This is a genomic window from Enterobacter sp. 61D5, assembly GCF_034107965.1.
GTDB classification, from domain to species: domain Bacteria; phylum Pseudomonadota; class Gammaproteobacteria; order Enterobacterales; family Enterobacteriaceae; genus Enterobacter; species Enterobacter cloacae_M.
In genome coordinates this window covers 11519-32728 of sequence record NZ_JAWNFK010000021.1, presented here as the reverse complement: position 1 = coordinate 32728, position 21210 = coordinate 11519, and the positions used below count along the sequence as shown (strand labels likewise).

General features: G+C 51.5%; 24 protein-coding genes and 1 other RNA gene. 13 read left to right on the top strand and 12 right to left on the bottom strand.

Annotated features, from left to right (window positions below; genetic code table 11):
- Window positions 1-218 precede the first annotated feature (218 nt).
- Both UTM25_RS19085 and UTM25_RS19080 read left to right on the top strand, forming a co-directional pair.
- The gene (locus UTM25_RS19085) at window positions 219-848 is read left to right on the top strand and encodes an inovirus Gp2 family protein (RefSeq protein WP_318155228.1); all 630 of its coding nucleotides are present in this window, start codon (window positions 219-221) and stop codon (window positions 846-848) included.
- A 149-nt stretch (window positions 849-997) separates the two neighbouring features.
- Window positions 998-2419 carry a YfjI family protein gene (locus UTM25_RS19080; RefSeq protein WP_318155229.1) on the top strand — a complete coding sequence of 474 codons (1422 nt, stop codon included), beginning with the start codon at window positions 998-1000 and terminating at the stop codon, window positions 2417-2419.
- A gap of 339 nt (window positions 2420-2758) precedes the next feature.
- On the opposite strand, the gene UTM25_RS19075 is transcribed toward UTM25_RS19080, so the two are convergent.
- A complete protein-coding gene (locus UTM25_RS19075; protein ID WP_318155230.1) occupies window positions 2759-2974 on the bottom strand; it encodes a helix-turn-helix transcriptional regulator in 216 nt (71 codons plus the stop codon).
- Window positions 2975-3097: 123 nt separating this feature from the next.
- On the opposite strand from UTM25_RS19075, the gene UTM25_RS19070 reads away from it, so the two are divergent.
- Window positions 3098-4036: a hypothetical protein gene (locus tag UTM25_RS19070; RefSeq protein WP_320711502.1), complete on the top strand. Its 939-nt coding sequence runs from the start codon at window positions 3098-3100 to the stop codon at window positions 4034-4036.
- Window positions 4037-4075: 39 nt separating this feature from the next.
- On the opposite strand, the gene UTM25_RS19065 is transcribed toward UTM25_RS19070, so the two are convergent.
- The 3 genes from UTM25_RS19065 to smpB all read right to left on the bottom strand — a co-directional run bounded on the left by UTM25_RS19065 (window position 4076) and on the right by smpB (window position 6456).
- Window positions 4076-5317 carry an integrase gene (locus tag UTM25_RS19065; protein ID WP_320715188.1) on the bottom strand — a complete coding sequence of 414 codons (1242 nt, stop codon included), beginning with the start codon at window positions 5315-5317 and terminating at the stop codon, window positions 4076-4078.
- A gap of 203 nt (window positions 5318-5520) precedes the next feature.
- Window positions 5521-5884: a transfer-messenger RNA gene (gene ssrA, locus UTM25_RS19060) on the bottom strand.
- An 89-nt stretch (window positions 5885-5973) separates the two neighbouring features.
- Window positions 5974-6456 carry an SsrA-binding protein SmpB gene (gene smpB, locus UTM25_RS19055; protein ID WP_008502505.1) on the bottom strand — a complete coding sequence of 161 codons (483 nt, stop codon included), beginning with the start codon at window positions 6454-6456 and terminating at the stop codon, window positions 5974-5976.
- A gap of 156 nt (window positions 6457-6612) precedes the next feature.
- Between smpB and UTM25_RS19050 the strand changes: the two genes are divergently transcribed.
- Window positions 6613-7050 (top strand): type II toxin-antitoxin system RatA family toxin, encoded by a 438-nt coding sequence (locus tag UTM25_RS19050; protein ID WP_024908332.1) that lies wholly within the window; start codon window positions 6613-6615, stop codon window positions 7048-7050.
- Window positions 7040-7327, top strand: coding sequence for an RnfH family protein (locus tag UTM25_RS19045; RefSeq protein ID WP_194401903.1), 288 nt, complete (start codon window positions 7040-7042; stop codon window positions 7325-7327). The genes UTM25_RS19050 and UTM25_RS19045 overlap by 11 nt, the downstream gene beginning before the upstream one ends.
- A 103-nt stretch (window positions 7328-7430) precedes the next feature.
- Here UTM25_RS19045 and bamE read toward each other — a convergent pair whose 3' ends face one another.
- The 3 genes from bamE to nadK all read right to left on the bottom strand — a co-directional run bounded on the left by bamE (window position 7431) and on the right by nadK (window position 10533).
- The gene (bamE, locus tag UTM25_RS19040) at window positions 7431-7769 is read right to left on the bottom strand and encodes an outer membrane protein assembly factor BamE (RefSeq protein WP_008502502.1); all 339 of its coding nucleotides are present in this window, start codon (window positions 7767-7769) and stop codon (window positions 7431-7433) included.
- A gap of 138 nt (window positions 7770-7907) precedes the next feature.
- A complete protein-coding gene (gene recN, locus UTM25_RS19035; RefSeq protein ID WP_194401902.1) occupies window positions 7908-9569 on the bottom strand; it encodes a DNA repair protein RecN in 1662 nt (553 codons plus the stop codon).
- An 85-nt stretch (window positions 9570-9654) separates the two neighbouring features.
- Complete coding sequence (nadK, locus tag UTM25_RS19030; protein ID WP_008502500.1) at window positions 9655-10533, bottom strand: NAD(+) kinase; 879 nt, start codon at window positions 10531-10533, stop codon at window positions 9655-9657.
- 122 nt (window positions 10534-10655) lie between these two features.
- Here nadK and grpE point away from each other — a divergent pair, with 122 nt between their 5' ends.
- Window positions 10656-11249, top strand: a complete 594-nt coding sequence (grpE, locus tag UTM25_RS19025; protein WP_320715185.1) for a nucleotide exchange factor GrpE — start codon at window positions 10656-10658, stop codon at window positions 11247-11249.
- A gap of 51 nt (window positions 11250-11300) precedes the next feature.
- On the opposite strand, the gene UTM25_RS19020 is transcribed toward grpE, so the two are convergent.
- Both UTM25_RS19020 and UTM25_RS19015 read right to left on the bottom strand, forming a co-directional pair.
- The gene (locus tag UTM25_RS19020; protein WP_032665125.1) at window positions 11301-12587 is read right to left on the bottom strand and encodes an HlyC/CorC family transporter; all 1287 of its coding nucleotides are present in this window, start codon (window positions 12585-12587) and stop codon (window positions 11301-11303) included.
- A 19-nt stretch (window positions 12588-12606) separates the two neighbouring features.
- Window positions 12607-13398, bottom strand: coding sequence for an inner membrane protein YpjD (locus UTM25_RS19015; RefSeq protein ID WP_014884879.1), 792 nt, complete (start codon window positions 13396-13398; stop codon window positions 12607-12609).
- A gap of 166 nt (window positions 13399-13564) precedes the next feature.
- Here UTM25_RS19015 and ffh point away from each other — a divergent pair, with 166 nt between their 5' ends.
- The 7 genes from ffh to UTM25_RS18980 all read left to right on the top strand — a co-directional run bounded on the left by ffh (window position 13565) and on the right by UTM25_RS18980 (window position 18982).
- Window positions 13565-14926: a signal recognition particle protein gene (gene ffh / locus UTM25_RS19010; RefSeq protein WP_014884878.1), complete on the top strand. Its 1362-nt coding sequence runs from the start codon at window positions 13565-13567 to the stop codon at window positions 14924-14926.
- A 116-nt stretch (window positions 14927-15042) separates the two neighbouring features.
- The gene (gene rpsP, locus UTM25_RS19005; RefSeq protein ID WP_003863133.1) at window positions 15043-15291 is read left to right on the top strand and encodes a 30S ribosomal protein S16; all 249 of its coding nucleotides are present in this window, start codon (window positions 15043-15045) and stop codon (window positions 15289-15291) included.
- A 15-nt stretch (window positions 15292-15306) separates the two neighbouring features.
- Window positions 15307-15846 carry a ribosome maturation factor RimM gene (rimM, locus tag UTM25_RS19000; RefSeq protein ID WP_029741020.1) on the top strand — a complete coding sequence of 180 codons (540 nt, stop codon included), beginning with the start codon at window positions 15307-15309 and terminating at the stop codon, window positions 15844-15846.
- A gap of 31 nt (window positions 15847-15877) precedes the next feature.
- Complete coding sequence (trmD, locus tag UTM25_RS18995; protein ID WP_014832949.1) at window positions 15878-16645, top strand: tRNA (guanosine(37)-N1)-methyltransferase TrmD; 768 nt, start codon at window positions 15878-15880, stop codon at window positions 16643-16645.
- A gap of 43 nt (window positions 16646-16688) precedes the next feature.
- Entirely contained in the window at window positions 16689-17036 is a 348-nt protein-coding gene (rplS, locus tag UTM25_RS18990; RefSeq protein WP_002914145.1) for a 50S ribosomal protein L19, read from the top strand.
- A gap of 131 nt (window positions 17037-17167) precedes the next feature.
- On the top strand, window positions 17168-17572 hold the full coding sequence (locus UTM25_RS18985; protein WP_194401901.1) for a DUF2946 family protein: 405 nt from the start codon (window positions 17168-17170) through the stop codon (window positions 17570-17572).
- Between the two features lie 39 nt (window positions 17573-17611).
- Entirely contained in the window at window positions 17612-18982 is a 1371-nt protein-coding gene (locus tag UTM25_RS18980; protein WP_194401900.1) for a PepSY-associated TM helix domain-containing protein, read from the top strand.
- A gap of 2 nt (window positions 18983-18984) precedes the next feature.
- On the opposite strand, the gene UTM25_RS18975 is transcribed toward UTM25_RS18980, so the two are convergent.
- The 3 genes from UTM25_RS18975 to UTM25_RS18965 are packed head-to-tail and all read right to left on the bottom strand — an operon-like array spanning window position 18985 to window position 21190.
- Window positions 18985-19470, bottom strand: coding sequence for an OmpA family protein (locus UTM25_RS18975; RefSeq protein WP_029741023.1), 486 nt, complete (start codon window positions 19468-19470; stop codon window positions 18985-18987).
- 12 nt (window positions 19471-19482) lie between these two features.
- Entirely contained in the window at window positions 19483-20703 is a 1221-nt protein-coding gene (dgcN, locus tag UTM25_RS18970; RefSeq protein WP_194401899.1) for a diguanylate cyclase DgcN, read from the bottom strand.
- Window positions 20696-21190 (bottom strand): YfiR family protein, encoded by a 495-nt coding sequence (locus UTM25_RS18965; RefSeq protein ID WP_233469440.1) that lies wholly within the window; start codon window positions 21188-21190, stop codon window positions 20696-20698. Before UTM25_RS18965 ends, dgcN begins: the two co-directional genes overlap by 8 nt.
- Window positions 21191-21210: the final 20 nt, after the last annotated feature.

Here is a 21210-nt window from a genome sequence, read left to right as displayed (position 1 = left end):
CTTATTAAGTGATTATTACTAATTAGTAATACTACTGAGCATCAAATCAATTAACCAGACTTAATATGATTAATATTACTAAAGCCAGATAGTCATGTCATTCGAAAACTCTGGAGAGCAATACGCTCAAATCATTAATTACTCTCTCATAATATCCACACTGAACAATAGATATCACTCAGTAACCCATATCTGTGTGATTATCTCAGGAGACGGCAGTGAAACCCGTAAAGCCAAGAGTAAGAATAAATACCCTGTATGGGGAAAGTGACGGCTATCAGCAAAAGCGGATAAAGCAAACCCTGACAAAAGCACTAAACGCACATCCAAGAACAGCGCTGATACGCTTTGATCTGCGTTTCCCCCTAGGAAATGTAGTTTATAGAGATGATACGGAGGTGATCACCCGGTTCTTTAAATCACTGAATGAAAAGTTTCCGGTATATCTGAAGAAAAGAGCGGAGCGTGGTGTGAGGGTCCATAACTCCGAACTGAGGTACCTTTGGGTGAGGGAGTTCAATAAAGTCGGGGGAAAGCATTATCATATTTGTCTTCTCGTTAACCTGGATACAGTCTGCTATGTGAAAGCCTTCGAAACAGATAGCGGTAGTTTTTATACCATGGTTGCTGATGCCTGGTTAAGCGCCACAGGGCTGGATAATATCCGGTATCGTCGCCTGGTTCATATCCCGAGGAATCCAGTATATAAACTCTATAAAAGCGGCCTTGAAGAGTCCGGAATGGATGATTTCTATGAGACTATTGCAGAGAGAATCGATTATCTGATTAAGAACAGACAGAAACAAAGTGGAGATGGGGCTCGTAACTTCGGCTGCAGTCAGAAGTGAATGGAAATATAGTGGAGATCTATTTGTAAATTATTAAACTAAATAAGTCTAATGCAAGCTAATTCTGGTCTGAGGTATTTTCAAAATTAAAAGCAGAATGTAAGTTGCTCCTGACGCTATTTGTGTCGATATTTTGTTCAGGAGTTTTTATGTATAACACAATTGCTAACAATGAATATCCCTCACAACATTTTCCCAAGGGTCTTAGAGACGTTGCACAGGATATCACTGACATAACGCAGGCCCCTGTCGAGTTGATCATGGGTACATGTCTGAGTGCTATGTCACTGGCATCTCAGGCACTGGTGACCTTTCAGCATAAGGATGGAAGAAGAAGCCCTGTCTCTTTGTATAACGTGATTATCGCAGAATCAGGGGAACGAAAAACGGCAGTTTTCAACCTGGTAATGAAACCCATACTGGAGTTTGAAAAACAGGCACTGAAAGCCTACTCCGAAAAGGTCAGGGTGTACGAGGCGGACTTACTGGCCTGGCAGGAAATCAATAAATCGATACTTAGCATCATCAGAAAGAATGAAAAAAAAGGAGTGGACAGTACCCGTGAGCGGGAAAGACTACGGGAACATTATCTTGAAAAACCGGAATCACCCAGGTTACCTAAGCTGATTTACAACGACGCAACGCATGAAGCCATCGTCAAAGGACTGTCAGAAAACATTGGTTCCGCCGGGCTGGTATCTGATGAAGGTGGTGGTGTGCTAAACGGAAGGGCGATGAACAACTCCCCTTTATTTAATCAATTGTGGGATGGTGTTCCCTTCGACGTGGAGCGAAAAAACCACCGTCTGGTGATTGATGACAGTCGTTTTATCATTCTTATCCTGACGCAGTTAAATGAGTTGAACAGCTTTATCAAAAAGCGGGGTGAACGGGCAATGGGTAATGGTTTTTTTGCCAGATGCCTGTGGTCAGTGACTACAACAACGCAGGGGATGCGTCAGACATCCTCAGAAGCGAAATGCGATGGTCAGTATCTGGAAGAATTCCATCAACGAATAAGTGAGTTACTGGAGTTAACTATCAGCAACGTATCGCCGAAGATACTTCGTTTTTCTCCTGATGCTGAAAAATTGTTTTCTGAATTTCAGCGTGAAGTTGAAAATCAGATCGTGGCAGATAAAAGCAAGCATAATGCCCTGGCCGGAATACTCTCTAAAGTGCCGGAGAATACAGCCAGACTGGCAGCGCTGATTCATTTCTTTCTTAAAATGGAAGGTGATGAAATAGAGCGTATAGTACTGGAAAATATTATCCCTGTTATTAAGTATTATTATATCCAGGTGGTTAAGGTGTTGACGGTACGGATGGACAAAGGTGAAGAGGATGCCAGGATCCTCTATCAATGGCTATTGCAGGGGCCATTAAACCAAACAGGTATATGTATCGAAGTGGCTAAAACACAGGTCAGGCGTTACGCTCCGTACCAGCTCAGGGATGGTGCACGTCTGAACCGGGCTCTGAAGCTACTTGAGGAACATGGGAATATTTCTATGTTTAAGATCAGGAATACAAACGGGAGTATTCAGCAACTCATCAGGATTCACCGGTAGTTGATTTTTTAATGAATGACTGGCTGCTGTTTCCTGCTACCAGTAGCAGGAAACAGCAGGGATACTTCCGTATTAATATGTGCATGTAACCGTTCTTACTCTCGCACAAACTTCGTCGGTGGTACAGGTAAGAGGTTACAGACAAAAATTCCAGCAGGGTATCTTTCGTGGGGCGCAAGTATCAACAAAAGGATGGGGGGTCATTGATGGTGTCAACAGGTAACAGTACTTGCCACATAACAGGCTCGTTTTTGCTGATTATAATGCAGCGTTGACTTGTCTGATTAATTTGAATTAAATCAAAGATCCCTGATGCTTATGCGCCAGGGATCCCTGTTTTCAGTGTACATTATGAAGGTTGCGGGATGATAACCAGTGATCTAAATCAGACTCGCGCCAGCCGACAGATTTTTGGCCCAGTCTGACCGGTCTGGGGAATGTTGGATCGTAACGGGGAGATCTCGGGTTCATCCAGTCGTAAACAGTGGAGCGGGCGATACCGATTCTCTTCAGAACACCGGGCAAACGAAGGATGGTAATTGGTTGTGTAGTCATAATGAATTCTCGCTGTAGTTCAGGGGATGTGCAGAAGGTACAGCAGCATGACTTTTGTGAAAATCCATGTGCCTTAAGTATTTTTTTAATGTAGGCACTTCACATTCACTTTTTGGTAATCGCATGAAAAATAATGAATTTAATTTTTTGGTCGAAGTGTTAAGCAAGAAGTATGATGAACGTTCAAAGGCGGTGGCAGCTTCCGGGTATATCTCTGAATCAACCCTGGAAGAGTATCGTAAAGATGCTGAAAGAGTTGTTGAGGATTATGTAAATGGGCTATATATCAGTAATAACGGAAAGCGAACAAACTCTGACGGCGCGTATATCAATGAAAAACGTGAGCTTGTAAATTATGAGGGAAAGAGAATCAATAAAGATGGGGAACTTATAGACAATGACGGAGAGATTAAAGAAGATAAGCGAGTCCATCGACGTACTTTTAAGAATACAGTGATTAGTTTTACCCAACTTAAAATGGATAACTATGTTAGTGATAACAGAAGAAAACTAACATTCCAAGATTTGTTTAAAAAAAACTTTGACCTTAAAAACATAGATGTCGATATTTACTTGCGCCTGGCTTTAATATGCCATGGGTGGGGGATGTATAAAAGTCATTCTGCTGAGGAGAAAGAACAGTCTGTTTGTCTCAAATATTTATTTGATGCTCTGGAACTCATGAATATGTGGATGGGTGGGTGTGATGTTCTGATGATACATGAAGAAATAGAGAAAAAGAAAGAAAACTTAACCAGGGCCGCACAATCTGGCGGGAAAAGTCGGGCAGGAAATTATGCACCGCTAAAATTGAAGATTGTTGAACTCCTTAAAGAAAAGATGCCGGAAGGTGGCTGGAAAAGTAAAACATCGGCTATTGATTCTCTTGAAAATGATATTAATAAATTTATGGACGATGAACAGCGTAAACTGGACTCAGTCAGTAAAGGGAGAAGGCTAAAGTATTACGCGCCCTGGGAACAAATGCGCAGAAGGATTTATGACTGGTCAAGAAATGATAAGGTGATCAAAGCCGCGTTTGACACTGTTGTGACGAAATAAAAATGATAATGCCTGTTAATATAATTTCTTATGAAGGGGTTACCCAACAAGGCGCAACTCCTTATTACCACCATCAATAATGCTTCTGCTATCTGCTGTTTTAATAAAATCAGCCCACCACTGCATCATTGGGCGACGTTGTTCAATATAATCACTACGGTTATAGGCGCGACGTACCTCGTTTTTATCTACATGTGCAAGTGCGGCTTCAATAACATCTGGGGGAAATCCTTGTTCATTGAGGGCGGTGCTGGCTATAGAACGCAATCCATGTGAGACGAGCATACCACTAAATCCGGCACGTTTGAGCGCAGCATTTACCGTTTGACTGTTCATAGGCTTACTTGGCTTTATACGACTGGGGAAGATAAACTCCCGGTTTCCGCTAAGTGACTTCATCATTTCCAGAATAGAGAGAGCCTCATCTGATAGTGGAACCGTATGGTCCCGGTTCATCTTCATTCGAGCTGCAGGAATTTTCCATTCGTTAGCATCAAAATCGATCTCATCCCATCTAGCCTCAGCAGCTTCGGCAGGGCGGGTAATGGTGAGAAGCTGCCACATGAACAGGCATCGTGTGGACAGGCTGATACTTGCCGTACGCATAGTCTGCATTAGCTGTGGAAGTTGATCCGGGCGGATGCTGGGCATGTTTTTCTTTTGCGGTTTCTCGAATGCTTTCCCGATGTTTACGCTGGGAACCGCATCAATCAGACCTGTGTTCTGCGCATAAATCATGACTTCGTTAATACGCTGACAAAGGCGTCGGACTGTCTCTAATGCGCCTCTGGCCTGAACCGGCTGCACTGCTTTAACCAGAGTATGAGCCTTAATCTCAGTGACACTGATATCACCGATTACTGGAAAAATATCTCTCTCAAGTGAGCGCCAGATATCGTCGGCATAGTCTTCTGTTACGCAGGCTTTCTTCACATTCCACCAACGCTCGGCAACTACCAGGAAAGTGTTGGTTTTAGCCTCTTGAGAATTTCTTAACTGTTCTTTCTGATGTTCCTGAGGATCAATGTCTTTCGCCAACAAAACTCGAGATTCAGCTCTGAGTTTACGCGCATCAGAAAGTGAGACGGCAGGGTAGGCACCAAAGCTCTGTTTGGTTCGCTGCTTGGTTAGAGGTCTATAGTAACGGAATTGCCAGAGCTTACTACCACTGGACTTGATTAACAGAGTAAGTCCGTCACCATCATACAACTGGTAATCGGCATCTTTAGGTTTGGCGGCTTTGATTTCCGTATCGGTTAACGGCTTGGTTTTTCTTGCCATGGGGAGTCTCCATGAGTTTAGGCCCAACGAAAACAATAGAGCATTTCGTTGGGCCTATCAATGGGCCTAAAAGGTTCGGATTTAATTAGTTAGCATCAGACTTCGCGGGACAAATTGCAGACACAAAAAAGCCCGCAGGGCTTGCGCCGTGCGGGCTCTTAGGACTTCATCGGATGACTCTGGTAATCACCGATGGAGAATTTTGGTGGAGCTGGCGGGAGTTGAACCCGCGTCCGAAATTTCTACATCCTCGGTACTACATGCTTAGTTTGTCTTTACATTCGCACGCCAGCTGCGGACAGACACGCCACTAACGAACTAGCCTGATTAGTTTTAACGCTTCAACCCCAGGCAGGGCTTCCACGCGATCTCTTTTGGGTTTGACCTCTCTTTGATCCCCGTCTTAAGAGCGGAAGCTAGGGAGAGAGGGCTCAGAGCAGGTTATTAAGCTGCTAAAGCGTAGTTTTCGTCGTTTGCGACTATTTTTTTGCGGCTTTTAACGAGGCAAACCGCCCCTCGGCATGCACCTTGGGTTTCGCAAATCCCGTCGAATCCAGAATCAGCCCCAATAGTGTTGAGCTAAGTATACCAGATTTCACTTCCTGGATACCAGCCCGGAACGCTAACTTATTGAATAGTACAATAAGTGTGCAGAATCAACGTCCTGCGTTTTTCATGATGCGCGCTTTATCCAACTGCCACTCGCGCTCTTTCAGGTCAGTACGTTTGTCGTGCTGTTTTTTACCCTTCGCGACGCCAACTTTCACTTTGCACCAGGCGTTTTTCCAGTAAAGCGACAGGGCGACCACGGTGAAACCTTCACGGTTAATGCGTCCGTAGAGGGATTCCAGCTCACGCTTGTTCAGCAGCAGCTTGCGGGTGCGCGTTGGGTCACACACGTAGTGCGAGGAGGCGACGGTCAGCGGCGTAAAGTTCGCGCCGAACAGGAAGGCTTCGCCATCTTTCAGGATCACGTAACTATCGCCGATGTTGGCTTTCCCGGCGCGAAGCGATTTTACTTCCCAGCCCTGCAACGCAAGGCCAGCTTCGAATTCTTCTTCAATGAAATACTCGTGGCGAGCACGCTTGTTGAGCGCAATGGTCGCCGAGCCTGGTTTATGTGCTTTTTTCTTCGTCATAAGTGTCGTAAAGCCGTCGGTAATCTGATTTCAAAAAGTCACCTCATTGCGTCCTGTGAGGTCTAACGCGCTATCTTAGCACGAGATGAGGCTTAGCGTTTTTTTAACAGGTGATAAATGTTATTATTTGTCCGTTGTGTGACCATGGGAAATGCTATGCCTCAGATTAGCCGTACTGCGCTTGTGCCTTACAGCGCGGAACAAATGTATCAGTTAGTGAACGATGTTCAGTCTTATCCAGAATTTATTCCGGGATGCACTGGGAGCCGCGTTCTGGAGTCCGGCCCGACGCAGATGACCGCGGCGGTGGATGTCTCCAAAGCGGGGATCAGCAAGACGTTCACCACCCGCAATACGCTGACCAGCAATCAGAGTATTTTGATGCATCTGGTGGATGGTCCGTTTAAAACCCTTATGGGGGGCTGGAAGTTTACGCCGCTGAGCGCTGACGCCTGTCGCATCGAGTTCCAGCTGGACTTTGAATTTACCAATAAGCTGATTGAGCTGGCGTTTGGCCGCATCTTTAAAGAGCTGGCTTCCAATATGGTTCAGGCGTTCACCACCCGCGCCAAAGAGGTCTACAGTGTTGCATAAGATTGCTGTAGAAGTGGTTTACGCGCTGCCGGAGAAGCAGTATCTGCAGCGCGTGACGCTGGAAGAGGGGGCAACCGTTGAGGCGGCTATCCGCGCGTCCGGCATCCTCGAACTTCGCAGCGATATCGACCTGGCGAAAAATAAGGTCGGGATTTATAGCCGTCCGGTGAAGCTGGGTGATGTGCTGAAAGAGGGCGACCGGGTTGAGATTTATCGCCCGCTGATTGCTGACCCGAAAGAGCTGCGACGTCAGCGTGCGGAGAAATCGGGTAAGTAGTGTGTTTTCCCCTCACCCTGACCCTCTCCCCAAAGGGGCGAGGGGATAAAAGAAAAACAAAAAAGGTGCTCAATGAGCACCTTTTTGCATTTCTGACTTCTGATTATTTGGTCAGGGCAGGCTTGTTGTCGATATTTGTCAACACACCGGCGCTGCTGAAGGTCAGCGTCAGGGTCTGCTGGGTCGCATCTTCGTGGCCCGGCTTCTGACGGAATACATAGAACCAGGTGTTAGTGCCGAACGGATCGGACATCATCGGGGTTCCCAGTGCATAAGCGACCTGCTGTTGTGTCATCCCCACACGGATTTTGGACACATCGTTAGGGGTAAGGTAGTTCCCCTGGTTGATGTCAGGACGGTAAACCACTTTCTCCAGAGTGGAACAGCCTGCGGTCAACATCAGAAGAACCGCTGCGGCAGCGGTCAGCATTTTACAACGCATAGTGATTTGATTCCTTTTCGGGCCCGAGCAGAACGCGGCTCATATGTAATATGCCGATGATAATAGACCTTGCCCCACTTTGAAACCGGTCTGGCGGCGTTTTTGTTGTTCTGTATGACTCTGAGATCCCGAAAAAGTTTATGCCGCCAGCAGTTCTTTCGCGTTCGCAAGCGTGTTACGTGTGACTTCGCTGCCGCCGAGCAGGCGTGCCAGCTCCTGCAGACGCGCACGTTTATCTAGCGGCTTCATGTGCGTTTCGGTCATTTCGCCGTCGGTTTCTTTGCTGACGATAAAGTGATGATGACCACAGCCCGCGACCTGCGGCAGGTGAGTCACACACATCACCTGCGTTGATTCGCCTAGCTGGCGCAGCAGTTTGCCTACCACCGCCGCCGTTGGGCCGCTGATGCCGACATCCACTTCATCGAAAATCAGCGCCGGGGTTTCCATTTTACGCGCGGTAATCACCTGAATCGCCAGTGCAATACGCGACAGTTCACCGCCGGATGCCACTTTGGAGATGGCCTGCAGCGGCTGCCCCGGGTTGGTAGTGACGCGGAACTCGATGCGGTCCGCACCTTCTGCCGTCAGGTGGTTCTCTTCAAAGCGAACATCGATGGTGAAGATACCGTGCGGCATCGCCAGCGTGTGCATGCTGTCGGTGATGTGCTGGCTGAGCTCCTGAGCGTAATGCTGACGGATTTCATGCAGCTTTTGCGCTGTCGCCAGCGCCTGTTCATGATGCAGGTTCACCGCGAGAGAGAGGGTCTCCTGCGAGTCAGCCTGATCGTCAAGCTGCTGCTGTTCTTCCAGCAGAGACTGATAGAATCCTGGCAGCTCTTCCGGCGTGACGTGGTGCTTGCGCGCCAGTGAAATTTGACGGGAAATGCGCTGCTCCAGCTCAAACAGACGGTTCGGGTCGAGATCCAGACGTTCACAGTAGTGGCGCAGTTCGTCACTGGCTTCGGAGATCTGAATCGCCGCTTCTTCCAGCATATCCAGGACGCCTGAAAGCTTGCTGTCCATGCCGACCAGTTCGGTAATGAGCTGGCGGACGTTATACAGCTGGCTCTGCAGGTTCACGTCTTCGCCATCCGTCAGCATGTTGAGCGCATTCTGGCTGGTTGAGAGCAGGTGACCGCTGTTCGCCAGGCGCTTGTACTCTTCGTCTATTTGCTCAAACTCACCCGGCTGCGGGTTGAATTCGTTTAGCTCTTTAAGCTGGTACGCCAGCAGCTCCGCACGTGCGGCGCGCTCCTGGCTTTGCTGCTGATGCTGGGCAAGTTCACGGCAGCTCTGATGCCACTGGCGATAGTGTTCCGCCATAAGCTGAGTAAGCGCGTACTCACCCGCGTAGCCATCGAGCAGCGCTTTCTGCTGTTCAGGTTTGACGAGTTGCTGATGCGCGTGCTGACCGTGGATCTGGATAAGCAGCTGGCCGAGTTCGCGAAGCTGGGAGAGCGGGACCGCCGTGCCGTTGATAAAGCCACGTGAACGACCGTCGCTGCTGATCACGCGGCGAAGTAAACACTCACGTCCATCTTCAAGCTGGTTCTGTTCCAGCCAGCGCTGGGCGGCAGGGGTGTCTTTCAGGGAGAAACGGGCGCACAGGTCGGCACGGTTTGCGCCCATGCGCACCATATCGCCTTCTGCGCGGCCGCCAAGGCACAAGCCGAGGGCATCAATGGCAATGGATTTACCTGCACCGGTTTCCCCGGTGATCGCCGTCATGCCGCTGTGGAAATCGATCTCAAGCTCACGAACAATGGCAAAGTTGCTGATGGTCAGTTGTGCCAGCATAATTGTTTTCCTGTATGAAAAACCATGACTGTGTTTTCATACAGTATAAACTGGTTTTTTATACAGTAAAGTACTGGATGCAAAATCAGAACAATTTTTTTGACCAGCCAAGCTTCGAGCTTAATGTGTTGAAATAGCTGTAATCTTTTGGGTGAATCAGATTCAGATGATAATCACACCGACGAATAAGGACATCTTCACCTTCCTGGATCGGCAGCGCTATCTGGCTGTCGCAGCTGATCTCCAGGTCGTTACGGCGGTGCGAGAAGCGCAGACGTATCGTGCTGTCGCCGTTGATGACCAGCGGGCGGGCGGAGAGCGTGTGCGGAAACATCGGCACAAGGGTGATGGCATCCAGCGAAGGCGTCAGGATCGGGCCGCCGGCAGAAAGCGAGTAGGCAGTTGAGCCGGTCGGAGTGGAGATAATCAGCCCGTCGGAACGCTGGGAGAAGGCAAAGATTTCGTCAATATAGACTTCGAACTCGATCATGTGCGCCACTTTTCCGGGGTGAAGAACCACCTCGTTAATCGCGGTACTGATGCGCTTCTGGCAGTCCTGCTGGCACACCTGCGCTTCCAGTAAAAAGCGTTTCTCACTGATATAGTGGCCTTCCAGCACGTCGGCCAGCTGCTGCTGCGCATTGTCCGGGTCGAGATCGGTCAAAAAGCCGAGATTGCCACGGTTGATGCCGATGACCTTAATGTCATAACGCGCCAGCGTGCGGGCCGCGCCGAGCATGTTGCCGTCGCCGCCCACCACCACGGCGAGATCGGCCTGTTGGCCAATTTCCGCCAGCGTGCCGGTTTTGACGCTCTTCAGCTGCAGCTCCTGCGCAATTTGCTGCTCGACCATCACTTCATAGCCTTTGCTACACAACCAGCGATACAACATTTCATGTGTCGTTAGTGCGGTAGGGTGACGCGGATGCCCGACGATCCCAATACACCTGAAATGATTATTCATTTTCTGGAGGTCCTTGTGCCTGATGAATGATGACAATCTGTCTTGTTCCCTTGAATCCCGGAAACTGATCCCCATAATAAGCGAAGTTAGCGAGATGAATGCAGAAAAACGCGGAGAAATTCATGAGTAGTAAAGAACAGAAAACGCCTGAGGGGCAAGCCCCTGAAGAAATTATCACGGAACAGCACGATGAAGTTGAGGCTGTAGAGCCAGACGCATCTGCTGAGCAGGTGGACCCGCGCGATGAAAAAATTGCGAATCTGGAAGCCCAGCTGGTAGAAGCACAGAATCGCGAACGCGATGGTGTTCTGCGCATCAAGGCGGAAATGGAAAACCTGCGTCGTCGTACCGAGCAGGACGTTGAGAAGGCGCATAAATTTGCGCTGGAGAAGTTCGTCAACGAACTGCTGCCGGTAATTGATAGCTTCGATCGCGCGCTGGAAGTGGCTGACAAAGCGAATCCGGACAACGCGGCAATGATCGAAGGTATCGAACTGACGCTGAAGTCCATGCTCGACGTGGTGCGTAAGTTTGGGGTGGAAGTGATTGCCGATACCGACGTACCGCTGGATCCAAACGTCCACCAGGCGATTGCAATGGTGGAGTCAGAAGAGGTGGAAGCCGGTAAAGTGCTGGGCGTGATGCAGAAAGGTTACACCCTGAACGGCCGTACCATTCGCGCTGCGATGGTGACCGTGGCGAAAGCGAAAGCGTAATTTGCCATTCGTAGTGCCGGGTGGCGGTTTCGCCTTACCCGGCCTACAACCTTACTCAGCGATACTTTCGCGTAGGGGTTTTACGGGCAGGACTTTCACCTGCTTAATCATGTTGTCCTGCACGTCCAGGATATCAATATCGTACTGCTCAATGCGCACCCGCGTGCCCGCCGCCGGGATTTCCTCCAGCGCTTCCAGAATCATCCCGTTAATCGTGCGAGCCTCATCTTCCGGTAAATGCCAGTTAAAGGCTTTATTGAGTTCGCGAATGTTCGCGCTTCCGTCAATCAGCACCGAGCCGTCGTTTTGCGGGGTGACCTCTTCCGCGAGGGAAGGTGACATTGACGTGGTAAAGTCCCCTACAATCTCTTCCAGAATATCTTCGACCGTCACCAGCCCCTGAATATCGCCGTACTCATTGACCACCAGGCCGACCTTCTTCTTGTTGCGCTGGAATTTCACCAGCTGCGTGCTGAGCGGGGTTCCTTCCGGCACGTAGTAAATCTCGTCGGCGGCGCGCAGCATCACCTCTTTGGTGAACTCTTTTTTCTCGGTCATCAGACGGTAGGCTTCGCGCACGCGCAGCATGCTGATGGCGTCATCCAGCGAGTCGCGATACAGCACAATGCGCCCATGCGGGGAGTGCGTCAGCTGGCGAACGATGGCTTTCCAGTCGTCATTGATGTCAATACCGACGATTTCGTTACGCGGCACCATGATGTCATTTACGCTCACCTTTTCCAGATCCAGCACCGACAGGAGCATGTCCTGATTTCGTCGGGAGATCTGCGAGCGGGATTCATGCACGATGGTGCGCAGCTCCTCTTTGCTGAGCGCGCTGCTGATGGTGACATCGGCTTTGATCCCCACCATCCGCATCAGGACGCGCGTCACCATGTTCAGAAGCCAGACCAGCGGCATCATCAGGATCAGAAGCGGTGCCAGCAGGAAGCTGCTCGGGTAGGCGACTTTCTCAGGGTAAAGCGCGGCGATGGTTTTCGGCAGCACTTCGGCAAACACCAGCACCACGAACGTCAGCACGCCGGTGGCAATTGCCACCCCGGCGTTGCCGTACAGGCGCATCCCAACGATGGTGCCGAGGGCTGAGGCCAGAATGTTGACGAGGTTGTTGCCGATGAGCACCAGGCTTATCAGGCGATCCGGCTTGCGGAGCAGTTTTTCAACGCGACGGGCGGCACGGTTACCCTGTTTAGCACGATGACGTAACCGGTAGCGGTTTAAGGTCATCATGCCGGTTTCCGAGCCGGAGAAATAAGCGGATATGACCACCATGACGATCAGGATAACGATCAGCGTGGTGGTAGAGATGTGTTCCAGGGGGAACTCCTTTTGTTACTTAGCCAGCAAATTGCTGTATGAAGCGGCTGCCAAAATAGGCAAGGGTGAGAATCCCCGCACCCGCGACGTTGAACCAGACCACGCGACGACCGCGCCAGCCTTCATGATAATGGCCCCATAACAGGACAATATAGACAAACCACGCGATGATGGAGAGCACTGCTTTATCGATATTCTCCACGCTGAACAGGTTCTTCATGTAAAACAGGCCCGTGCAGAGCGTCAGCGTCAGCAGCACCACGCCCACCTGGGTGATGTGGAACATCTTACGCTCAATGACCATCAGCGGCGGCATCTCATGGTTAAACGCCAGCTTTTTGTTTTTCAGCTGATAGTCAATCCAGGCGAGCTGCATGGCGTAAAGCGCGGCGATGATCAGCGTCGCGTAGGCAAAGAGCGACAGGCCGATATGCACCAGCATCCCCGGAGTGGCCTCCAGATGCGTAATGAATTCATTAGGCATAAAGGTGGCGAGAGCCAGATTGATCAGCGCGAAGGTATAGACAATCGGCAGCAGCAGCCAGCCGCGATTTTTAGACGCGACGATGGTCATTACCGTACAGATCATCAGGCTGACCAGCGAGCCGACGTTGAGGACGCTCAGGTTTTGCACACTGCCGTCGCCGGGAATGATGCGTGATTCCAGCGCAAACGCGTGGCTAATCAGTGCGATTACCGCGGAAAGAATAGCCATGCGCCGCCAGCCGCTGTTTTTTTGCAGCAGGCCGGGAACGATCAGCGCGAGGCTGACAGAGTAGGCAACAAGGGCGATCAGTGCGAAAACAGGCATATAGGCATCGACAGTTGTCTTAATAAGAAAGAGAAGCAGTATAACGTTACGTGACGCCTGCTCCAACCGTTGCATAACAACAAAGGCGCCTTCATGTTATACTCCGGCGAAATTCTGTGTATGTGTCGCCCATGGCGGCCCAACGTTTCTACTCAGGCGAGAGACAATGTTTGATAATTTAACCGATCGTTTGTCGCGCACGCTGCGCAACATCAGCGGCCGCGGACGCCTTACTGAAGAGAACATCAAGGAAACGCTGCGCGAAGTGCGCATGGCGCTGCTGGAAGCAGACGTCGCGTTGCCGGTTGTTCGTGATTTTATCAACCGCGTAAAAGAGAAGGCGGTTGGTCATGAAGTTAACAAGAGCCTGACCCCGGGCCAGGAATTCGTCAAAATCGTTCGTAATGAACTGGTTTCGGCGATGGGCGAAGAGAACCAGGTGCTTAACCTGGCGGCTCAGCCGCCGGCCGTGGTGCTGATGGCGGGCCTGCAGGGTGCAGGTAAAACGACCAGCGTCGGTAAGCTGGGTAAATTCCTGCGTGAAAAGCACAAGAAGAAAGTGCTGGTGGTCTCTGCGGATGTCTATCGCCCGGCGGCGATCAAACAGCTGGAAACTCTGGCCGAGCAGGTCGGGGTAGATTTCTTCCCGTCCGACGTGGCGCAGAAGCCTGTCGACATCGTTAACGCGGCGCTGAAAGAAGCGAAGCTGAAATTCTACGATGTGCTGCTGGTGGATACCGCCGGTCGTCTGCACGTTGACGAAGCGATGATGGACGAGATCAAGCAGGTACATGCCTCTATCAACCCGGTAGAGACCCTGTTCGTTGTCGACGCCATGACCGGTCAGGATGCGGCGAATACCGCGAAAGCGTTTAACGAAGCGCTGCCGTTAACCGGCGTGGTGCTGACCAAAGTGGACGGTGACGCCCGCGGCGGTGCGGCGCTCTCCATTCGTCACATCACCGGTAAGCCGATTAAATTCCTCGGCGTGGGCGAGAAAACTGAAGCGCTCGAGCCGTTCCATCCGGATCGTATTGCCTCCCGTATCCTCGGCATGGGCGACGTGCTGTCGCTGATCGAAGATATCGAGAGCAAGGTTGACCGCGCGCAGGCCGAGAAGCTGGCCAGCAAGCTGAAAAAAGGTGACGGTTTCGATCTTACCGACTTCCTTGAGCAGCTGCGTCAGATGAAAAACATGGGCGGCATGGCCAGCCTGATGGGCAAACTGCCGGGCATGGGCCAGATCCCTGACAACGTGAAAGCGCAGATGGATGACAAGGTGCTGGTGCGTATGGAGGCGATCATCAACTCGATGACCCTCAAAGAGCGCGCTAACCCGGATATCATCAAAGGTTCCCGTAAACGCCGTATCGCAGCCGGTTGCGGCATGCAGGTGCAGGACGTTAACCGCCTTCTGAAACAGTTCGACGACATGCAGCGCATGATGAAGAAAATGAAGAAAGGCGGCATGGCGAAGATGATGCGCGGCATGAAAGGCATGATGCCCCCCGGTTTTCCAGGGCGTTAATCGCTTTTGAGATTGCTTTTTGCCCGAAAATGAGTAAAATTTTCGGGCTTTTAATATGACACCCGGGCTCCGTTCCTCGATGGGGCCCGGTTGTTTTATTCACACAAGAGGATGTTATGGTAACTATTCGTTTAGCTCGTCACGGCGCTAAAAAGCGTCCGTTCTACCAGGTTGTTGTGACTGACAGCCGTAATGCACGCAACGGTCGCTTCATCGAGCGCGTTGGTTTCTTCAACCCACTGGCCGCTGGCGCAGAAGAAGAAACTCGTCTGGATCTGGATCGTATCGCTCACTGGGTTGGCCAGGGCGCTACTGTTTCCGATCGCGTTGCTACGCTGATCAAAGCAGCAAACAAAGCAGCTTAATCTGTCACGGTGGTCATGATGAGCAATAAAGCACCTGTTGAACCGATCGTATTGGGAAAAATGGGTTCTTGCTACGGTATCCGTGGTTGGCTCAGAGTGTTTTCCTCCACTGAAGACGCTGATAGCATTTTTGATTACCAGCCCTGGTTTATCCAGAAAGGCGGTAAGTGGGAAGAGGTCGAGCTGGAAAGCTGGCGTCACCACAATCAGGACATCATCATCAAGCTGAAAGGCGTTGACGATCGTGATGCTGCGAATGCGCTGACTAATTGTGAAATTGTCGTGGATTCGTCGCAGTTGCCACAGCTGGAAGAGGGCGACTACTACTGGAAAGACCTTATGGGTTGCCAGGTAGTCACTACCGAAGGCTACAGCCTGGGGAAAGTCATCGATATGATGGAAACCGGGTCAAATGACGTTCTCGTCATTAAGGCAAACCTGAAAGATGCATTTGGCATCAAGGAGCGGTTGGTTCCGTTCCTCGATGGACAGGTTATCAAGAAAGTCGATCTCACTACTCAAACCATTGAAGTAGATTGGGATCCTGGTTTTTAAATTCTCCGGATAAACGGTAAAAGACGGCGCTATGTGGATTGGCATAATTAGCCTGTTTCCTGAAATGTTCCGCGCGATTACCGATTACGGGGTAACTGGCCGGGCAGTAAAGAATGGCCTGCTGAGCATCCAGAGCTGGAGTCCTCGTGACTTTACTCATGACCGGCACCGTACCGTGGACGATCGTCCTTACGGCGGCGGACCGGGGATGCTAATGATGGTGCAACCCTTACGGGACGCCATTCACACAGCAAAAGCCGCGGCAGGTGAAGGCGCAAAGGTGATTTATCTGTCACCTCAGGGACGCAAGCTTGATCAAGCGGGCGTGAGCGAACTGGCGACGAATCAAAAGCTGATTCTGGTCTGTGGGCGCTACGAAGGGATAGATGAGCGCGTAATTCAAACCGAGATTGACGAAGAATGGTCTATCGGCGATTACGTTCTCAGCGGTGGTGAGTTACCCGCAATGACGCTGATTGACTCCGTCGCCCGGTTCATTCCGGGGGTTCTGGGCCATGAAGCTTCGGCAACGGAAGATTCCTTTGCCGATGGGTTGCTGGACTGTCCACACTACACTCGTCCTGAAGTGTTAGAAGGGATGGAAGTACCGGCGGTGTTACTGTCTGGAAACCATGCCGAGATACGTCGCTGGCGTTTGAAGCAGTCGCTGGGCCGAACCTGGCTTAGAAGACCTGAACTTCTGGAAAACCTGGCTCTGACTGAAGAGCAAGCAAAGTTGCTGGCCGAGTTCAAAACAGAACACGCGCACCAGCAGCATGAACATGATGGGAATGCGTAATACGCTCCCGAATATCAGTTTACCCAGGATAAGAGATTAAATTATGAGCAACATTATTAAGCAACTTGAACAAGAGCAGATGAAGCAGGACGTACCTTCCTTCCGTCCAGGTGACACCGTGGAAGTGAAAGTATGGGTTGTTGAAGGTTCCAAGAAACGTCTGCAGGCATTCGAGGGCGTGGTTATCGCTATTCGTAACCGCGGTCTGCACTCTGCATTCACTGTTCGTAAAATTTCCAACGGCGAAGGCGTTGAGCGTGTCTTCCAGACTCACTCTCCGGTAGTTGACAGCATTGCTGTTAAACGTCGTGGTGCTGTACGTAAAGCTAAACTGTACTACCTGCGTGAGCGTACTGGTAAGTCTGCTCGTATTAAAGAGCGTCTGAACTAAGATTCGCTTAAGCGACATCCTGTAGAAAGGGCTGGCCGAAAGGCTGGCCCTTTTTTTATCCCTGCGCATTTCTCACGTTAACCCTTTTGTCATAAATCATTTACAATGCTTGCCTCTTGAATGGAGGGGAAGTGGATAACGTACTGCATCAGCCTAAACGGAAACGCGCAGCGGCCTTGACCGCGCTGTTTGCGATCCTGCTGATCGTGGTAGCGCCGCTTATCTCCGTCTCCTTGCAGAAAGATCCCATGAGCGCCATGCCGGGCATGCATCATGACATGAGCATGATGTCGATGGACGAGCATCACGGCGATATGCCGCACACGATGCCTGTCGACCATGCTGAAGCGTGCGGCTACTGCGTGCTGTTAGCGCATGTTCCTGGCGTGATGCTGGCGCTGATCGTCCTGCTCAGCGCGGTGCTGCAGAGGCTTCGCGTTAAGCCGCCGCGCCAGGCGGTCAGTCACTGGCACTTTTTCCCCTGGCTTTACCCTGATACCCGCGCGCCGCCGCGGCAGTCTGCTTTTTACCTTTGAAAACTAACTCGATAACTTACTGCCTTAAAAAGGAAAAGTATGACTACCTGCACTCCGCGCACAGCATGGGGAAACCTGCTGCGTCGCCTCCATTTCTACGTCGGGCTTTTTGTTGGTCCGTTTATCTTCTTTGCCGCGCTGACCGGTACGCTGTATGTGGCGACCCCGCAGCTGGAGAATGCGCTCTACCGGCACGCGCTCCACACGGATTCCGTAGGCGAGTTGCAGCCGCTGGCGGAGCAAATCGCCGTGGCGGAAAAAACCGTTGGCTCAGATTTGCAATTGCACGCCGTGCGTCCGGGGCTGGCTGAAGGCGAAACTACCCGCGTGATGTTTGCTGACCCGATGCTTGGGCCATCGGAGAACCGGGCTATTTTTATTGATCCGGTAAGCCTGGAGGTGCTGGGAGATATGACGGTATACGGCACCAGCGGGATTTTACCGCTGCGTCAGACCATTGATTACCTGCACACCTCTTTGATGCTGGGCGACGTGGGTCGGCTCTACAGCGAGCTTGCTGCCTCCTGGATGTGGGTTGCCGCGCTGGGCGGTATTGCCCTGTGGTTTTATACCCGACCCAAACGGCGGATCAACAATCGCTTCCAGAATCGTCGTCGCCTGCACGTGACGCTGGGCTGGAGTCTGCTGGGCGGAATGCTGCTGTTCTCGGCAACCGGCCTGACATGGTCTCAATGGGCAGGCGGGAACGTCGATAAGCTGCGGGCAGAGATGAACTGGCTCACCCCGCAGGTGAACACGACGCTTTCCGGCCAACAGGAGATCGTGGATGAGCATGCCGAACACCGGGGCCATCACGGCGGAATAATGATGCCGGAAATGGCGATGGATCTGACGCAGTTTGACGGAGTATTAAGCGCGGCGCGTAAAGCAGGGATTGATGCCAACAGGCTGGAGATCCGCCCGGCGAAAACGGCGGATAGCGCCTGGACCGTGACGGAAATCGATCGCAGCTGGCCGACTCAGGTGGACGCCGTTGCGGTTGATCCTTCGACGATGCAGGTCCTGGACAGAACCCGTTTCGAGGATTTCCCGTTAATGGCAAAACTGACCCGCTGGGGCGTGGATTTCCATATGGGGATCTTATTCGGGCTGGTGAATCAGCTGCTGCTGGTGGCGTTCGGCCTCGCCCTGTGCGTGCTCATCATTTGGGGTTACCGGATGTGGTGGATGCGTCGTCCGGCACGGTCGGCAGTGAGTCCGGTACAGACGCTTTGTCAGAGCTGGCTGGCTCTGTCAGGATGGGGAAGAGGGGTTACGGTGGTAATCAGCATACTGCTGGGGCTGGCCTTGCCGGTCATGGGCGTGAGTCTGGCGCTGTTTGTTCTGGTGGACTGGCTGCGCTGGCGAGCGGCAACCAGGATGACGCTCGCCGAATCCTCCGCTAAATAACCCTATGGCGTGCTGATCACCACTGCGACGCGGCGGTTTTCAGCGCGCCCTTGCGGGGTACTGTTGCTCGCAACCGGGTATTTTTGACCTAACCCCCGCGTGGTGAGGTTGCTGCGCGGGATATTTGCGCCCTTCGCCCAGGCATCGGCCACGGCATTGGCGCGTTTTAACGACAGCGCTTCGTTGTAGCTTTCTTCCCCGTAATTATCCGTGTGACCGTCCATTCGCGCGTGGTTCAGGCCGGTTTCCGCCAGGCGAGAGGCCATGGACTGGATCTGCGTTTCACTTTCCGGGCGCAGTCTGGCGTCATTTTTATCAAACAGGATGGTGTCCGACATGCCAAGCGACCAGTCACCGTTCAGTTCGTTAAAACCGTAAGACTTCATCGCCGAAATTTGCTCAGGAGTAAATTTACCTTCCGGCGGCGACTGACAGCCTGCCAGAACCAGTGAGGCCAGAACTATCGGCGCGAAGTAACGTTTTAACATAGTGTATCCCTTCTAACTTGTTGTTTTCGTACGCTGGTTTTTCACCTGGTACATGTTGCGGTCAGCCCTCTCCAGTAATGCTTCCACGGAAGCATTTTCCCACGCCAGAGCAAAGCCAATGCTGAGTGACATCGATGCTTTTTGTCCGTTATGAAGATCAAACGGACGGATAAACTGCTGCGATAGCGCAGCACAAATATGTTGAACCTCAAGTTCAGAGTGCACGCCGTACAGCACCATGGCAAATTCGTCACCGCCAAGGCGGTATGCCTGGTGACGTTTGTCGCCAAACTCCATCATCCTGCTGGCGACTTCAATCAGCACGCAGTCTCCTGCCGCATGTCCCCAGGTGTCGTTAATAAACTTAAAATTATCACCGTCGAGGAAGAGCAGGGCCGAGTTCGTTTTGGCAGAAGGGTCGTTCATTAAGGCCGCAATGCTGTTACGAAACGCCGCGCGGTTGGCAAGACCGGTGAGCGGGTCGTGCATGGCGGTACGCAGCAGCTGGGCGTTTTTCGCCTGGAGCTTGAGTTGCCACTCCTCCATCTCATCCAGAAGGCTGTTGAAGTCCTCACCAAACTGGTGAAACTCTTCGATACGGCCGTCTTTCACACGGCGGGAGAAGTTACGGTTAGTACGAACGTCATGCACCACGTCGGTGATGTTTTGCAGGGCCGTGACCATCCCGTGATGCAAAGACTGGGTAATAGTGAGCGCGACGACGGTTGCAAAGAGAATACAGCCGGTCAGAACGGCAAACGACATCCAGATGAAATGGCCGATCAGGCTGTCACGCGCGGTAAGGCGAATTTCGCCGATCGTTGCGCCGTTATGCATGATGGGCTGCGCAACCGGTACGGGGAAAAGCCAGCGGCTGACCAGTGCGCCCAGCGTATCGTTGTTTTCCTCCGGGTTCCACGACCAGTAGGCAAACCGCTTTTTATGCGCGTTAATAACCTCGGCCACGGCAAACTGGCCCTGTTTGCCCAGGGCTGCCAGCGTTTCGTTGGCCGCCAGCGAGTCGTTGAACACCAGCGACGCTTCCAGGCTGTGGCTCATTGTTGCGCCGGTTAATTCGAGATTCTTTTGCGCGTATTGTTTTAACGTCACGACGGAAGCAAAACAGAGCAGCAGCCATATTAACGTCATCGTGATGATGACGCTTATCATGCTGTTTCGCCTCAACGTTCTTTTAAACGTCGGACGTGGCGTTGAAGTGAAATCTTTATCCATGCTGCTTATTCCGTGCAAGCATTAATACATCCGGATTGACTCTTACGCCGCTGCGCGTCAATGCATCCAGGTTGACGGCGAACCGTACCTGGCCGCGATCGATTATCAGGCAAAAGGCACTGCCAATTACACATTCCGGATTTTGCTCTGAGATTAATAGCAACGCTCTGCCCTGATATTGACTTATTAATTCAAGTTGTTTTGCCGGTGATTCAGACCCGAAATAGATCGCATCGCACGTCGCGGCCAGGGCTTCCTGATCGTTACGTACAATAACGGGAGTATAAGGTAACTCGCTATGCCCCTCATCGCCGCTGAGGGCGTGCGTATAGTGAGAAGTGGCGTAGACGCAGAGTTTAGGCTGCCCGGAAAGTGACGGCCATCGCGTATAGCTCACAATGCCTGAAACAATCGAGCGTACCGATTTATCCGTTTCCGTAAGCGTGCCTGCCGCCGCAGGGCCCACCATAAGGAACAGCGTTAGCATCAGAGTGAGTCGGAAAAAAG